We start from the raw sequence: 14,248 nt of genomic DNA, 5'->3' as shown, positions 1-14,248 counted from the left end.
CAGTTGCCCCCTTTATTAATACATAAAACGATTGTGAAAACGTAGACGATCAAATGCTTGAATAGAATCCGTATCAACGCGTTTGCCGATGCGGACCATTAAACAGTTAGCAGGATGTGAACAAATTTCAGGATCATCTGTAGCCATCCATTGTAACCCGCCAGCATTCATCATCTTTTCCATTACTTTTCGGTACTCCCAAACATTTAAGCCTGTTTGTTTCAAATCCCAGTGCCAATAATATTCAGTCGTCAATATAATGTAATCTTCCATATAATCGTCCATCATAGAAACCTCTAGTAAGTTCTTTCCGACAGAACTCCCGCGGAAGGCTGGGACCACTTCAATTGCCCCAAGCTCAATTAAGTTTTCCATTTTTCCTTCTGACCATCGTTCAAGTGGATCAGGATACAAGTATGTAACATATCCAACAATCGTTTGGTCATGTCTAGCAATAATGAGACGAGCTTCTGGCAATTTAGAAATTTCGACAATTGCTTTATATTGCTGCTCGGCAGGACGAAACGCAACTAAATCTGGATGAAATTCATACATTTCTAAGTTATGTGTAGAGACAGGCCCTTCAATAATTAAAGTGCCTTTCGCTGTTTTTAAGTTTCTAGCATTATATATTTTTTTATGGATCAATGTATTGCTCACCACCTTGAGGGTTTGTGAATCTATTCATATCGTACTTTATAATATATGCGATGTGAATCGAAATTTGTCATTAAAAATTTGTCTAAAAATCAACAAATATACTGAAAATTTTAAATAATGTTATTATAATAGATAATAGAATACATAGGAGGGGGATGTAAAGTATGAAAGTAGAAACGCTTCCTGTCATTAAAGGAGAAAATAATTTGCCGAATTATGATGAGGCATACGCGAATTTTAACTGGGAAGAGGTTAATAAAAACTTTACTTGGAATGAAACAGGCCGAGTGAATATGGCGTATGAGGCAATTGATAAGCATGCGAAATCCGATCGGAAGAATAAAGTAGCCCTTTATTATCAAGATGGATCTCGAAAAGAGAAGTATACATTTAAGGAAATGAAGGATTTTTCTAATAAAGCAGGAAATGTCCTAAAAAATTATGGCGATGTAGAAAAAGGCGATCGCGTTTTTATTTTTATGCCGCGTTCCCCAGAGTTATATTTCGCACTTCTTGGTGCAGTGAAGTTGGGAGCAATTGTTGGTCCGCTATTTGAAGCATTTATGGAAGGCGCAGTTCGCGATCGTTTAGAAGATAGCGAAGCAAAAGTGTTAATTACAACACCTGAATTGTTAGAGCGTGTACCATTAAATGATTTACCTGCTTTAAAAACAGTCTTTCTTGTTGGAGATAATGTAGAAGAAGGCGGTAAAACGGTAGCATTCAATCCTTTATTCGAACAAGCTTCAAAAGAATTACATATTGAATGGTTAGGCCGTGAAGACGGTTTGATTCTACATTACACGTCTGGTTCTACTGGTAAGCCAAAAGGTGTGCTTCATGCACAAAACGCAATGGTTCAGCACTATCAAACGGCGAAGTGGGTATTAGATTTAAAAGAAGACGATGTATATTGGTGCACAGCTGACCCAGGCTGGGTAACGGGAACTGCTTACGGTATTTTCGCGCCGTGGTTAGTCGGAGCATCAAATGTTATTTTAGGCGGACGATTTAGTCCAGAAGCTTGGTATGAAGCGCTGCAAGATTACGGTGTAACAGTTTGGTATAGCGCACCAACAGCATTTCGCATGTTAATGGGTGCTGGACAAGATGCAATTAAAAAATATGATTTATCACAAGTGCGCCACGTGTTAAGCGTTGGTGAACCGTTAAATCCAGAAGTAATTCGCTGGGGTATGAACGCATTTGGACTTCGTATTCATGATACGTGGTGGATGACAGAAACAGGTGGACAAGTTATTTGTAATTACCCTTGTATGGAAATCCGTCCAGGTTCAATGGGGAAACCAATTCCAGGTGTAAAAGCAGCGATTGTTGATAATGAAGGAAATGAAGTGCCTCCATACACAATGGGTAACTTAGCAATTGGCAAAGGTTGGCCAGCTATGATGCGTGGAATTTGGAATAACAAGCAAAAGTATGAATCTTACTTTATGCCGGGCGATTGGTACGTATCAGGTGATTCTGCCTATATGGACGAGGATGGATACTTCTGGTTCCAAGGACGTATTGACGATGTAATTATGACGTCAGGTGAGCGCGTTGGTCCGTTTGAAGTAGAAAGCAAATTAATCGAGCATGCTGCTGTTGCAGAAGCTGGTGTAATTGGTATTCCTGATCCGGTGCGCGGCGAAATCATTAAAGCATTTATCGCGCTTCGTGCAGGGTACGAACCATCTGAAGAATTAAAAGAAGAAATTCGTCAATTTGTAAAAAAAGGTCTAGCAGCTCATGCAGCGCCAAGACAAATTGAATTTAGAGATAAATTACCGAAAACGAGAAGCGGTAAAATTATGCGCCGCGTATTAAAAGCGTGGGAGTTAAACTTACCAACAGGTGACTTATCAACGATGGAAGATTAAGAGAGAAAGGTCTGAACGAAACAACGTTCAGACCTTTCTTTTTGTAAATAATAAAGGGGGAATGTAGATGAAGATACCTGTTTTAGAAGGAAACATAGTATGCTTACGTTCTGTGGAACCGGAAAAGGATTACAGACAGTGGTATGAGGTAATGAAAGATCCAGATATGCACCATTGGACAGGGAATGTGACTCCAAAAGATAGTAATGAAATTAAGGACTTGTTACATACTTATAAAAATTTAAAAGATATTATAGCTTGGTCAATTATAACGAAACACACAAAGGAAATGGTAGGGACATATTGGATCTCTGTGCCAACGGTGGATGAAAATAAAAAGTTAATTGTGAGTGCAGAGGCTCAGCGGATTGCACGTAAGTTTTGGCGTACAGGTGTCAATCGAGAAGCAAGGAATTTAATATATAATTACTTATTTTTAACTTTAGATGTGGATGAGATCCGTGCGCAGGCTTGGGATAATAATATCAATTCATGCAGGTCTATGGAACAAATAGGCTTTAAATTAGAGAATCAAGTGAAACGCTTATTCCCTAAATACAATGAACTATTTTTGGAAAACCATTATGTACTATTTAGAGAGGACTGGTTTGGATAAAAGGTTATGGCTGAAAAAATAAAATAATATTTGAACGAAGTGCCTTCCTCGTCTGTATACATTTATGAAAGAATAGATGAGGGAGGCTTTTTTATGTCTAATAAATTACTTCTTACTTTTGCTTTAATTGGAGTTATAGTCGTATTTTCTTGTGGTTTGCTATTACCGATGCCAATCGGATTTAAAGTATCAATGATTACAGCTGGAGTTATGATGATTGTTATGTTTTCAATCATTATTCCATTTGATAGAAAACATATAGTAAGAAAAAATGGATATAAAATTGATTTTACGAAAACAAAAGTATATTTTCGCTGGAATGTATTTGATACGATTTCGGCTTGCCTGGCAGTGTATGCATGTATATGTGTGCAAGCATTAAATATTTTAGTTTCAACCGGCGAGACAATTCAAAACCCGTACGTTCAATTTTTTACGAATCAATCACAAGTATGGATTATTGTCGCAAGTGGCTATTTAATTTCCCGTATTTCATTAACGTTAAAAGGAATAAAGGAGATCAAAAATCATGGCGCAGATTGGGATTGAGGAGGAACTTATGCTTGCGTATCAAAGTGGAGATAAGCAGGCTGGGGAAAAACTATACGTTTTAATCAAACCTGCGCTATACACATTTTTATATCGATTTAACCGAGATGAACAATTGAGTATCGACCTTGTCCAAGATACGTTTTTGACGCTAGAGCGTAAGAAACATATGTATGAACCTGAAAAGGGAAAAATAAAAACGTATTTATTTCAAATTGGTTATCGTCTTATGATTAATAAATTAAATAGGAGAAAAAAGTGGCGTACGCTTTTGCCGTTTTTAGTGCCGATTCAGGAAAAAGAATTTTCTCACGAAGATCGGCTCACAGTAAGAGAAGCAATTTTGAAAGTTCCAGAAGAGCAAAGAGCGGTCCTAATCCTGTCTTATTATCATGATATGCAGCAAAAAGAAATTGCAGAGGTATTAGATATTCCAGTCGGAACGGTGAAGTCGAGACTTCATAACGGGATAAAGAAATTGAAACAATTGCTGGAGGTGGACGAAATTGAGCGAAAATCCCTTTAAGAGTGAATATAAATTAAAACAGCATTTAGATAGTGACCATATAGAAGTACCGGACTTTCCAAAAACGGTAAGTCGATTCGATCGATTAATCGGGTTTCTTGGTTCCCCGGCGAAAGATCCTGTGGAGGCGACAATTGGGAATGATTTATCAGTTGTGTTTCACGTATCGTTATTAGTTGGGGTTCCAATTCTTTCTCTTATTACGATACTCTTTATGACGCTGTAAAGGATTGGCAAGGAGGGAAACCTGACCTCTATTTGACACGCCTATATAAATGATGGTATAAAGAAAAGTATATGAATAATTGAGCGTGGAAAGGGAGAAGTAGTGATCATTTCCCTGTTTTAGAGAGCTGATGGCCGGTGAAAATCAGCACATAGATGATCGCGAATTACGCCCCTGGAGCATCTTTTTTCGATTGAATTGTATTCAAAAGGGAAGAGACGGTGCTAAGCCGTTATGTAAATAAGGTGGTAGGCTTTTTTGGTCTGCAACTAGGGTGGTAACGCGATAATCAAAATCGTCCCTTATTTGAAGGGGCGATTTTTTTATGTTTTTAACCTTCACGCCAGTAATGAACTTAAAGGAGAGTATGTAGGATATGGGTATTTTACAAGATCTTGAATTTCGCGGTCTAATTAATCAGCAAACAGACGCTGAGGGCCTTGAGCAATTATTAGAAAAAGAAAGCGTTAAATTATACTGTGGTTTCGACCCGACAGCGGATAGCTTACACATCGGTCATATGTTACCAGTATTAATGTTACGTCGTTTCCAATTAGCTGGTCACCAACCAATCGCACTTGTTGGCGGTGGTACTGGTATGATCGGTGATCCAAGTGGTAAAAAAGCAGAGCGTACATTAAATACGAAAGATACAGTTGCTTACTACACAGAAAGCATTAAAAACCAACTTTCAAACTTCTTAGAGTTCGAAAACGTGGAAAACCCAGCAACAATGGCTAACAACTATGATTGGCTTGGTAACTTAGATGTCATTTCATTCTTACGTGATATCGGTAAAAACTTCGGTTTAAACTATATGCTAGCAAAAGATACAGTAGCATCTCGTTTAGAGACTGGTATTTCATTTACTGAGTTTAGTTACATGATTTTACAATCATACGACTTCTTAAACTTATACCAACACCATAATTGCCGCTTACAAATCGGTGGTAGTGACCAATGGGGTAACATTACAGCTGGTCTTGAATTAATCCGTAAATCAGAAGAAGATGCGAAAGCATTCGGTTTAACAATTCCACTTGTTACTAAATCTGACGGTACGAAGTTTGGTAAAACAGAAGGCGGCGCAATTTGGTTAGACCCAGAGAAAACAACCCCTTACGAGTTCTACCAATTCTGGATTAACACAGATGACCGTGATGTTGTTAAATACTTAAAATACTTTACATTCTTATCTCATGAAGAAATTCTTGAGCTTGAAAAGCAAGTAGCTGAAGCACCAGAAAAACGTGCAGCACAAAAAGCATTAGGTGCAGAAATGACAAAACTTGTTCACGGCGAAGAAGCATTAGAACAAGCGATTAAAATTTCAGCTGCATTATTCAGCGGTTCTGTAGCAGAATTGACTGCAAGCGAAATCGAGCAAGGATTCAAAGACGTACCATCTGTAGAACGCACTGCAGAAGATACAGTATTAATCGACTTACTTGTAGAAAGCAAAATCTCTCCATCAAAACGTCAAGCGCGTGAAGATGTAACGAACGGCGCAATCTACGTAAACGGTGAGCGTACACAAGCATTAGACTACGTTGTAACAGAAAAAGACCGCATCGAAGGTAAATTCACAATCATTCGCCGCGGTAAAAAGAAATATTTCTTAATTCGTTACTAATCCGAAACGAATATAAACAAATAGTACCCCGAATTGTAGGCTGAAAAGTTTATGATTCGGGGTTTTTATGTATGGATTTAAAACGCCGCATCTTTTCTTTTGAATAGAATATAAAGAATTAATATGAGCATATAAAGTAAACTCACTAGCATAACGATAAATGCTGTTGGATAAAATTTTGCTGCATATATAAAGAAATCAATTTGATAAATATCTTCGTAATTTGAAACGGTGCCTTTGAAGTAATTCGTAAACTTAGCGCTATATTTCCATTCATCAGGATCATCTATTAAATTACTTCCCTGATACCAATTAATAAGCGCGGAAGTAATAAACAACATACATGCACTGCCTAACTGAACCATTTGGTTTATTGTCAAAATGAATCAACCTCCTATTTTATGGTTATTATAGCGTGCATTCATATACTTGTAACCATTTTGTTGTAATCTCCTTTTCGAGTTCATACGGAAATCACATGTAAGCGGTATGATAAATGTATAACAACTAGAAAGGAGTGGTAAAACAAAATGTCACTAGAAGCGCTCATTATTTTTTCTTTGCTAAATGCGGGTCAGCTTGCAGAGAACTCGAAGGTGGATGTACATAAAGAGCAGAAAGATGCTTATGTATATGTTCAGAAAGAGGAAAATAAATAACTTTATTTTATATATAAACGAAAAAAGCCAATCCACAGGATTGGCTTTTTGTCATTAACGAGAGTAGAACTCTACGATTAATGCTTCGTTGATTTCAGCTGGTAACTCAGCACGCTCAGCGTGACGAGTGTAAGTAGCTTCTAATTTGTCAGCATCGAAAGTTAAGTATTCTGGTACGAAGTTGTTAACTTCGATCGCTTCTTTAACAACAACAAGGTTGCTAGATTTTTCGCGAACGCTGATAGTTTGACCAGGTTTTACACGGTAAGATGGGATATCTACGCGAGCGCCATCAACCATGATGTGACCGTGGTTTACTAATTGGCGAGCTGCACGACGAGTGCGAGCTAAGCCCATACGGTAAACTAAGTTGTCAAGACGAGCTTCAAGAAGGATCATGAAGTTTTCGCCGTGCTTACCAGGCATTTTACCTGCTTGGTCAAATGTGCGACGGAATTGACGCTCAGTCATGCCGTACATGTGACGAAGTTTTTGTTTCTCTTGTAATTGTAAACCGTATTCTGAAAGTTTCTTACGTTGGTTAGGACCGTGAGGACCTGGTGCGTAAGGGCGTTTTTCTAATTCTTTTCCTGTGCCGCTTAGAGAGATTCCAAGACGACGAGACAGTTTCCAAGCTGGACCTGTATAACGAGCCATAGTTGACTCCTCCTTTAAAATGTTTTTATTTACGTAAAATAAAAACAGACGTAATCGATATTTACGGGCATTTTGTTTTCATGTACCTTCGCTCCAGCAGCAGGGAGTTACGAGATACACCTCCGTAGAGGAACAAAATACAAACGATAAACTCACATTACAAGGCTGCCTTTTTATTTTACACAAACGCTATTATATCTTTTACCCAGAGTTTCGTCAAGCGAGTACGTTTTTGTTTTATGCATATAAATTTTGGAAATGAACAAGAAGGAATTTAAAACGATATAAAAGAAGAGATAGAAACACAAATAAAACGCTTACATAAAATGAAGTAAAACGTTCATCAAAGTTTTAATGATGAATATGCGGCAATAAAAACATAAAAGGGGATGTTTTTATGAAAAAGAAGCATATGGAGACAGCGTTAATTCATCACGGTTATACATCAGAGGCACATAAAGGAAGTTTAACACCGCCTTTATTTCAAACGTCTACATTTACATTTGAGACTGCGCAGCAAGGAGAGGCGAGTTTTGCGGGAGTGGATCCATCTTATATTTACTCAAGACTTGGAAATCCGACTGTGAAATTATTCGAAGAACGTATGGCGGTGTTAGAAGGAGGAGAAGAAGCGCTTGCTTTCGGATCTGGTATGGCAGCTATTTCCGCAACGTTAATTGGTTTTCTAAAAGCTGGAGATCATATTATTTGTTCAAATGGATTATACGGCTGCACATACGGTTTTTTAGAAGTGTTAGAAGAAAAATTTATGATTACGCATTCGTTTTGTGATATGGAGACAGAGGCTGATATGGAAAATAAAATTCGCCCGAATACAAAGCTTATTTTCGTTGAAACACCGATTAATCCGACAATGAAATTAATTGATTTAAAACAAGTGATTCGGGTTGCGAAGCGAAATGGGTTACTTGTTATTGTTGATAATACGTTTTGTTCACCTTATTTACAAAGACCGCTTGAACTTGGCTGTGACGCGGTTGTTCATAGTGCGACAAAATATATTGGTGGTCACGGTGATGTTGTGGCGGGTGTAACAATTTGTAAAACGAAAGCGTTAGCTGAAAAAATCCGCCCGATGCGAAAAGATATCGGCGGTATTATGGCACCGTTTGACGCATGGTTATTGTTACGCGGATTAAAGACACTAGCAGTAAGAATGGATCGTCATTGTGATAATGCAGAAAAAATTGTATCGTTCCTAAAAAATCATGATGCGGTAGAAGGTGTTTGGTATCCAGAAGGAGAGTTAGCATCTCGCCAAATGAAACGTGGGGGCGGTGTTATATCTTTTTCAATTAAAGGCGGGAAAGAAGAGACGCAGGCGTTTATTAATGACCTTCACTTTATTACAATTGCGGTAAGTTTAGGAGATACAGAAACGTTAATTCAGCACCCAGCAACGATGACGCACGCTGCGATTCCAGCTGCGTTAAGACAAGAAATGGGCATTTATGATAATTTAATACGTTTATCTGTCGGTTTAGAATCGTGGGAGGATATTGTTTCTGATTTAGAGCAAGCGTTAAAGAAAATATCTACTGTTAGTAATCAATAAAAAAAGAGCTAGCTATCGGTTTTGTACGTCATGTACTTAATCAATAACTAGCTCTTTTTTGTTACATATGTTTTAGGAGTGTTTCCACAAACTTTTCTAAATAGCGCTGATCTACTTCGTCGAAACGGTTTTTTTCAGGGCTATCAATATCAAGTACACCAATGACATTCCCATCCTTAATAATCGGTACGACGATTTCTGAGTTTGAAGCACTGTCGCAAGCGATATGTCCTGGGAATTGGTGAACGTCTGCTACAAGCTGCGTTGTTTTCGTTTCAGCTGCAACGCCGCAAACGCCTCGTCCAAATGGAATGCGCACGCAAGCAGGCATTCCTTGGAATGGTCCAAGAACAAGCTGATTTCCTTCTGTTACGTAAAAGCCAACCCAATTAACACGATCCAAAAATTGGTTTAATAATGCGGACGCATTTGATAAGTTTGCGACTACGTTTGATTCGCCAGTTAATAATGCATCCAGTTGTTTTATTACTGTCTCATATTGCTGCACGCGAGATCCTGTATAACTTTCTTTAGTAAACATGGAAACAGCTCCTTTTTTATCGAGATGTGTAAAATATTAGCAAAATACGATGTATTTCACATGACTTTGTCGATAGAAAATTAAAGGAATTTGTCTTAAAAGTCAAGAAATTTACACTATAGCTGTTCAGTGAGAGGAAGTGAGCGCATGAAACAGACGAAACAAAAAGTAATTGATGCGGCAATATCGTTGTTTAACACGAAAGGTTATGATGGAACGTCGGTGCGAGACATTGCAAAGCGAGCGGATGTGAATGTAGCGAATATTTCATATTATTTTGCTGGAAAGCAAGGCCTATTAGAGCAGCTTATTACTAATTTTTTAGAAGGGTATATTCATGTGATTGAAACGTCCTTTGAACAGAGAGAATATTTGTCGGCTAAAGATGTGATGGTGCAAATGGTGCGCGGGATTTTACGATATCAATTTGATAATAGGGAGCTGACACGTTTCTTTTACCGAGAGCTTTCGCTTGATACGACATTAATTCGCGAAGTGATGACCGTTTATTTTTCTAAAGAAAGATATTATATAGAGCAAATGATTAGACAGGGACAAATGAAACAAGAGTTTAAGAAGGTATCTTTTACAATGTTTATGACGCAATTAAAAGGCATGATAAATATGCCGTTTTTATATCCGCAATATATATCAGAAGTGTTGCATTCTTTTCCATCTGAGACCTTTTTCTTAGAAATGTACACGAAAGAAATTGAACAATGGATGGAACAAACATTATGTATAACGAATATGTATTATGAATGGCCAAGAGCTGTTCATATGTGAGAAATCCCCACCTAACGAACTGAGGTGGGGATTTTTGTGCTTTCTTTTCTTTGCCATAAATTGTTGCATAATAGCGCGATAATTGTTAATGAGGCTCCAGCAACTTCAATTTTGTCGACTGTATAACCTCGAAAGATGGAACCGATAAGTGCAAGTACAGGAACTAAATTCATAAATAATATGCCATTAATGGATGAAATATAGCGATTTCCTGCGTTCCAGCAAAATACTGCGATAACGCCTGCAATAATAGACATATATAAGAGTTCAAAACGAACGTTCATAATTGTCGATAGTGAAGGTACAGTAACGACGTTTGTATAAGTTAAAAAAGTGACGATAGTGATGAGTGAAATTGAGCCAAATAAACAAGTTAACGTCGTATACCTAAGTGGTGACCAAGATTGAAAACTAGCACCACCGTTTGTATAAATGACCCAGCAAGTAACGCCGCATAACATAAGTATATTTGTTGAAAGGTGACTGGCAGCTCCAAATAATAAGTGAATATTTCCTTTTGAAATGACAAGCATAACACCGATAAGTGCAACGAACATACAAAGGAAAGTGTAGTTTTGTGGACGTTTGTTTTTTGTTATCCACTGCAATAATAAAGCGATGAGTGGCATAAGAGACTGAATCATCGCGGCATGGATGGCTCCAGACGGTCCGGCAAGTTGCTGTCCGTAGAAAACAAGAAAACCATATCCTGCGAAACCGACTGTTCCGTAAAAGAGTAACGAAAGTGTTTTCTTTTCTAAGCGGAGTGACTTTGTCCCTTCGGTCATTAATAACAGAATAAGAAAAATAATAGCTGCTGATCCATAGCGAATCGTTGTGAAGAAGAATGGATCGATAAACTGTAAGGCGTTTGCCATGACAGGAAACATAAATCCCCAAGCCGTTACGGCAAGTAAGCATAGGAGGGATCCGAGTAGCATTTGTTTTTTGTTCAAGAGTATCTTTCCCCTTTACATTTCGTTATAGTAAGTTGATGAAATAAGTATAAAGAGTAATTGTTTATAGAAGGAAATATCGATTTTTTATGACAGTTATAACTTTTTGTTAGAGGTGTGTACGATGGATTTGGAGGCAGTACGATCGTTTATTGAAGTGAAGAATACGCGAAGTTTATCAAAGGCGAGTAAGATTTTACATATTTCGCAGCCAGCGCTTAGTAAACAAATTCAAAGGTTAGAGGCCGATTTAGAAGTTACTTTACTGAAGCGTTCCGCGCAAGGAGTGGAATTAACAAGTGCTGGAGAGTTATTCATAACAAGAATGTTACCGATTTTGGAACACATACATGAAGTGAAAGCCGAGATGAAGAAATTTCAAGAGAAGCGAAACATTTCTATAGGCATATTGCCAAGTTTAGCAGCACATTATATATCAAAATGTAAAGATGTATTAGGTGACGGGTTCGAAGTAGAATGGAAAATTGAGCATACGAAAGTACTGATGGGACTCTTTAAAGAACGGAAGATTGAAGCGATGTTCATCGATTCAGTAGTAGAAGGTGCTACGTGTATAAAAGAAATACGAGAAGAAAAAATTGTGTGTGTCGTTTCAAATGATCATCTTTATAAAGAGAAAACAGTAATCCGAATGGAAGATTTGCAAAATGAAAAGTTAATCGTATACCCAGAAATCTGCGATGTAAGAAAAATGATTACGAATCTGTTTCAAGGGATAGGTGCGAAACCGATTATTGCATTTGAAACTTCTTATGCAGAACCGATGCTTGCGATGGTCAGTGCTGGACTTGGCATTACGTTACTTCCAGAAATAGCAGTAGAGCAAGCGGTAAGGCAAGGAAATGTGCATGCGATTTCTATTGAACCGCCACTTTTGCGCAAAATTTATTTCGCATCTCATATGGAAGAAGGCCTTGTATTGCATTCATTTGCTGATGAGAGGTAATCCAAACGGAATATTGAGAAAGATTACAATTGCATTGAAAGAAACATGAAATTTTAAAAAAACTAGGTCAAAAACAAACCATTACATGGTATGATTAGTACATTGTTAGTTGTTAAATATAGGGGAATTCCCTTTTTATACATAATGCCTTCCATTTCATAAACGGAACGGACAAAAAAAGAGATATAACTAGGAGGCTTTTTTGCATGGATTCTATCCTGACGATCGTTATCATTGTAGTAAGCTCTATTCTAGTGCTGCTCATGATAGAGCTTGTGATAAGAAATCGTTCATATAAAGATATTGAAGCACTTGAGCAGTGGAAACAAGAGATAAAAGATAAACCTGTGGCAGATGAGCTAAAACGGGTGAAAGATTTAAATATGACGGGTCAAACAGAAGAACTGTTTGGTAAATGGCGTGAAGAATGGGATGAAATTGTATCAACAACCATTCCGAAAGCTGAAAAAGATTTAGCGCAAGCGCGAAAATTCGCCTCGCAATTCTCCTTCCGAAAAGCAAAGCATGCGATGAATGAATCCATAAGTGGTTTAGATGACGCTGATAATCGTATTACAGACATTTTAAATGAATTACAGCAATTGTTAGAAAGCCATGAAAAAAATAGCTCGGAAATCGAAGGGTTACGTGATACATATCGTAGTATGAAGAAGAGTGTTCTTGCTCATAGACATATGTATGGAGCAGCAGAGCAGAAAATCGAAGAGATGCTAGACGCTGAATCTGAGAAATTTAAAACCTTTGAAGAAGCAACAAACAATGGCGACTATTTAAAAGCGAGAGAAATTGTTATTAGTTTGGAAGAAGGTTTAGCAGATTTAGAAATCATTATTCACCAAATTCCAGATTTATTGGTAGAGTGTCAAGCGACGTTACCGGTTCAGTTGGAAGATTTATTACACGGACATAATGATATGGTAAGACAAGGTTATGTATTAGAGTATTTGGAAATTCCTAAAGAAGTTCGCGATATGAAGAAACAACTACAAATATGTTTAATGGATATACAGGAGCTTCACATAACAGAAGCGGCTGAAAAAGTAGAGAACTTAAAAACAAGTTTAGATAGCTTCTATGATCAACTAGAACAAGAAGTACATGCGAGACATTATGTGGAGCAAAAAACACTTTCTGTTTATGAAGACTTAGAAGAAATTCGCATTGAAACGATTGAAACAAAAGCAGAAACACAGCTCGTGAAACAAAGCTATCAGTTACAAGATAAGGACATTGAGTCTCAAAAAGTAATTGAAAAGCAAATGCACATTTTAATGAAACGTTTTGAAATGTTGCAATTACGGGTTGCGGAACAAGATATTGCCTTCTCTATTATTCGTGAGGAACTAGAAGAGATTTATGAGCAATGTGAAACATTAAAAGTACTTCATGCAGAATATAAAGAAATGCTGCAAACGATGCGCAAAGAAGAATTTGAAGCGCGTGAGAAGTTACAAGAAATGCGAAATACTATTTTCGAAACGAAACGCTTTATGCAAAAGTCGAATTTGCCAGGTCTTCCAGAGAGCATTATGGAAGATTTAAAAAGAGGACAAATGGCAATGCAAGCTGTATATGAGCAATTAGAAGTGAAGCCGTTAAATATGAATGCTGTAAATAGCAGTTTAGAAGAAGCTTACACAACTGTTAATGGTGTTGCTGAAATGACAGAAGAGTTAATTGGACAAGCGTATTTAGTTGAAAAATTAATTCAATACGGTAATCGTTACCGCAGTCATGATGAAAACCTTGCAGAGAGCTTAAATTATGCGGAGAAATTATTCCGTGAATATCAATACGATGCAGCTTTAGAACAAGCGGCTTCTGTACTAGAGCAACTTGAGCCTGGCGTTGTTCAAAAAATAGCTGAATATGTAGACAATGAACAAACCCTTTCATAAGGGTTTGTTTTTTTGTGTAATTTTGCAGGCGATGTTGCTATAATGAATAGCGGAATACAGTAAGGTTATTCGTTTTAAAATATAACGGAACCTT

The 14,248-nt window shown here is 37.5% G+C and carries 16 protein-coding genes and 1 other annotated feature; of the genes, 11 read left to right on the top strand and 5 right to left on the bottom strand.

What is annotated here, in order from left to right; all coding sequences use genetic code 11:
* Positions 1-15 precede the first annotated feature (15 nt).
* Complete coding sequence (acuA, locus tag PQF83_RS14090; RefSeq protein WP_000581400.1) at positions 16-648, bottom strand: acetoin utilization protein acetyltransferase AcuA; 633 nt, start codon at positions 646-648, stop codon at positions 16-18.
* Positions 649-824: 176 nt separating this feature from the next.
* Between acuA and acsA the strand changes: the two genes are divergently transcribed.
* The 6 genes from acsA to tyrS all read left to right on the top strand — a co-directional run bounded on the left by acsA (position 825) and on the right by tyrS (position 6,093).
* A complete protein-coding gene (gene acsA / locus PQF83_RS14085) occupies positions 825-2,543 on the top strand; it encodes an acetate--CoA ligase (protein ID WP_000862052.1) in 1,719 nt (572 codons plus the stop codon).
* Positions 2,544-2,610: 67 nt separating this feature from the next.
* Positions 2,611-3,159 carry a GNAT family N-acetyltransferase gene (locus PQF83_RS14080; protein ID WP_000701361.1) on the top strand — a complete coding sequence of 183 codons (549 nt, stop codon included), beginning with the start codon at positions 2,611-2,613 and terminating at the stop codon, positions 3,157-3,159.
* 93 nt (positions 3,160-3,252) lie between these two features.
* Complete coding sequence (locus PQF83_RS14075) at positions 3,253-3,708, top strand: hypothetical protein (RefSeq protein WP_000066454.1); 456 nt, start codon at positions 3,253-3,255, stop codon at positions 3,706-3,708.
* Complete coding sequence (locus PQF83_RS14070) at positions 3,689-4,234, top strand: RNA polymerase sigma factor (protein ID WP_000057192.1); 546 nt, start codon at positions 3,689-3,691, stop codon at positions 4,232-4,234. The genes PQF83_RS14075 and PQF83_RS14070 overlap by 20 nt, the downstream gene beginning before the upstream one ends.
* Positions 4,215-4,460, top strand: a complete 246-nt coding sequence (locus PQF83_RS14065; protein ID WP_001293776.1) for a hypothetical protein — start codon at positions 4,215-4,217, stop codon at positions 4,458-4,460. The genes PQF83_RS14070 and PQF83_RS14065 overlap by 20 nt, the downstream gene beginning before the upstream one ends.
* 77 nt (positions 4,461-4,537) lie before the next feature.
* Positions 4,538-4,766, top strand: a binding site (T-box leader).
* A gap of 70 nt (positions 4,767-4,836) precedes the next feature.
* On the top strand, positions 4,837-6,093 hold the full coding sequence (gene tyrS / locus PQF83_RS14060) for a tyrosine--tRNA ligase (RefSeq protein ID WP_000512096.1): 1,257 nt from the start codon (positions 4,837-4,839) through the stop codon (positions 6,091-6,093).
* A gap of 77 nt (positions 6,094-6,170) precedes the next feature.
* Here the strand turns inward: tyrS and PQF83_RS14055 are convergent, their stop codons facing one another.
* Positions 6,171-6,473, bottom strand: coding sequence for a YjdJ family protein (locus PQF83_RS14055; RefSeq protein WP_000154634.1), 303 nt, complete (start codon positions 6,471-6,473; stop codon positions 6,171-6,173).
* A gap of 150 nt (positions 6,474-6,623) precedes the next feature.
* Between PQF83_RS14055 and PQF83_RS14050 the strand changes: the two genes are divergently transcribed.
* A complete protein-coding gene (locus PQF83_RS14050; protein ID WP_000050944.1) occupies positions 6,624-6,752 on the top strand; it encodes a hypothetical protein in 129 nt (42 codons plus the stop codon).
* Between the two features lie 54 nt (positions 6,753-6,806).
* Here PQF83_RS14050 and rpsD read toward each other — a convergent pair whose 3' ends face one another.
* Positions 6,807-7,409, bottom strand: coding sequence for a 30S ribosomal protein S4 (gene rpsD, locus PQF83_RS14045; protein ID WP_000135319.1), 603 nt, complete (start codon positions 7,407-7,409; stop codon positions 6,807-6,809).
* A gap of 397 nt (positions 7,410-7,806) precedes the next feature.
* On the opposite strand from rpsD, the gene megL reads away from it, so the two are divergent.
* On the top strand, positions 7,807-8,985 hold the full coding sequence (megL, locus tag PQF83_RS14040) for a methionine gamma-lyase (protein ID WP_000726578.1): 1,179 nt from the start codon (positions 7,807-7,809) through the stop codon (positions 8,983-8,985).
* A gap of 61 nt (positions 8,986-9,046) precedes the next feature.
* Here megL and PQF83_RS14035 read toward each other — a convergent pair whose 3' ends face one another.
* On the bottom strand, positions 9,047-9,526 hold the full coding sequence (locus tag PQF83_RS14035; RefSeq protein WP_000494346.1) for a GAF domain-containing protein: 480 nt from the start codon (positions 9,524-9,526) through the stop codon (positions 9,047-9,049).
* A gap of 147 nt (positions 9,527-9,673) precedes the next feature.
* Between PQF83_RS14035 and refZ the strand changes: the two genes are divergently transcribed.
* A complete protein-coding gene (gene refZ, locus PQF83_RS14030) occupies positions 9,674-10,312 on the top strand; it encodes a forespore capture DNA-binding protein RefZ (protein ID WP_000814931.1) in 639 nt (212 codons plus the stop codon).
* 11 nt (positions 10,313-10,323) lie between these two features.
* On the opposite strand, the gene PQF83_RS14025 is transcribed toward refZ, so the two are convergent.
* Positions 10,324-11,268 (bottom strand): DMT family transporter, encoded by a 945-nt coding sequence (locus tag PQF83_RS14025; protein WP_001036068.1) that lies wholly within the window; start codon positions 11,266-11,268, stop codon positions 10,324-10,326.
* Positions 11,269-11,392: 124 nt separating this feature from the next.
* On the opposite strand from PQF83_RS14025, the gene PQF83_RS14020 reads away from it, so the two are divergent.
* Positions 11,393-12,235, top strand: coding sequence for a LysR family transcriptional regulator (locus tag PQF83_RS14020; RefSeq protein ID WP_000362560.1), 843 nt, complete (start codon positions 11,393-11,395; stop codon positions 12,233-12,235).
* 206 nt (positions 12,236-12,441) lie between these two features.
* Positions 12,442-14,154, top strand: coding sequence for a septation ring formation regulator EzrA (ezrA, locus tag PQF83_RS14015; protein WP_000377297.1), 1,713 nt, complete (start codon positions 12,442-12,444; stop codon positions 14,152-14,154).
* Positions 14,155-14,248: the final 94 nt, after the last annotated feature.

It is taken from the genome of Bacillus sp. FF-1 (assembly GCF_028548245.1).
Lineage (GTDB): Bacteria > Bacillota > Bacilli > Bacillales > Bacillaceae_G > Bacillus_A > Bacillus_A paranthracis.
Note: the sequence above shows the minus strand (reverse complement) of the source record. Positions and strands in the feature narration are given on the sequence as shown.